The following is a 1,005-nucleotide window of genomic DNA, read 5'->3' as shown; positions in this document are numbered from 1 at the left end:
GGATTTCCCCTCGTAAACGGACAAATGCCTTTGTAACCCCCGCCACTCCTGGCCTCCAAGAGGGGGTTACTCTCAATTTTCTTATTGTTGCGGAGTATTTTGGCTAAAGTCGCTGGCTTTGAGCATTAATCATGGCCACCGAAAAACGTATCAAAATCCTGACCGAGACGGAGATTGCTGAGCTGTTCGGCCCTCCTATTTTAAGTTTGAATGATCAACGTTTCTTCTTCACTCTCAATGACGCTGGGTAAGCGGAATGCAACAGAATCCGTGAGAGGGATCACAGGTGCATGTTTGTTGTACTGTTGGGCTACTTCAAAGTAAAGCCCATCATGTTGAGCACTGGCTATCATCAAATTAAACCGGACCTCAAGTATGTGTGTTCCGAAATCCTCCCTGTCCTGGTTTCCGACTCTTTAATCATACTCAGAAGGCCCGTGTTCGGATTTACCAACGCATCTTCCAATTGACGGGCCATCAGCGTTGGCTAAACAAAAGTCACAGTTCGGCGTTGGCAAAGGATCTCAAGGAGCATGCACGGGCATGGGGTCAACCGAGATCCCTATTTAACAGGGCGATAGAATACTTGTCAGAACAAAAATCGCCATCCCCGGGTACACCGTGCAGCAGGACTTGATCAGTAACGTTGTGGGTGTCACAAATGATCAGATTGTCCGTAAGCTTGTGGGTCTCATATCAGCGGACTTGGCCTTGATGCTATCTGAACTTGTTAGTGGAAATAACTCTTTAAACCTACGACAGTTACGGCAATCGGCCAGAAACTTCACGGGAACTGAGTTGGAGAAAGAGCTGGCCGTACATTCCTATATCCAGCCATGGATGCCGGAAGTTAATGAGGTGTTGAGCGAGTTATCCCTATCCTCGAAGAATCAGCAGCACTTTGCTGAGCGGGTGAACTACTACGGTGCCAAGCTGCAGCGCCAGTTTATTGGCAATCGACGCCTTTATCTGTTGTGTTATTTGCAAACCCGCTGGGTGCAAGCA

At 48.1% G+C, this 1,005-nt stretch carries 3 protein-coding genes; all 3 read left to right on the top strand.

Annotated elements, in window-relative coordinates; all coding sequences use genetic code 11:
- Window positions 1–131 precede the first annotated feature (131 nt).
- Entirely contained in the window at window positions 132–251 is a 120-nt protein-coding gene (locus BW941_RS17905) for a DUF4158 domain-containing protein (protein ID WP_139325890.1), read from the top strand.
- A gap of 128 nt (window positions 252–379) precedes the next feature.
- Window positions 380–637 (top strand): DUF4158 domain-containing protein, encoded by a 258-nt coding sequence (locus BW941_RS18075; RefSeq protein ID WP_076518283.1) that lies wholly within the window; start codon window positions 380–382, stop codon window positions 635–637.
- Window positions 638–714: 77 nt separating this feature from the next.
- The coding region (locus BW941_RS17585; protein WP_139325889.1) for a hypothetical protein at window positions 715–1,005 on the top strand (291 nt) is incomplete at its 3' end.

The organism is Thalassolituus maritimus (assembly GCF_900156675.1).
Lineage (GTDB): Bacteria > Pseudomonadota > Gammaproteobacteria > Pseudomonadales > Oceanobacteraceae > Thalassolituus > Thalassolituus maritimus.
The sequence above is the reverse complement of the archived record's forward strand: the minus strand, read 5'-3'. Positions and strand labels throughout refer to the sequence as shown.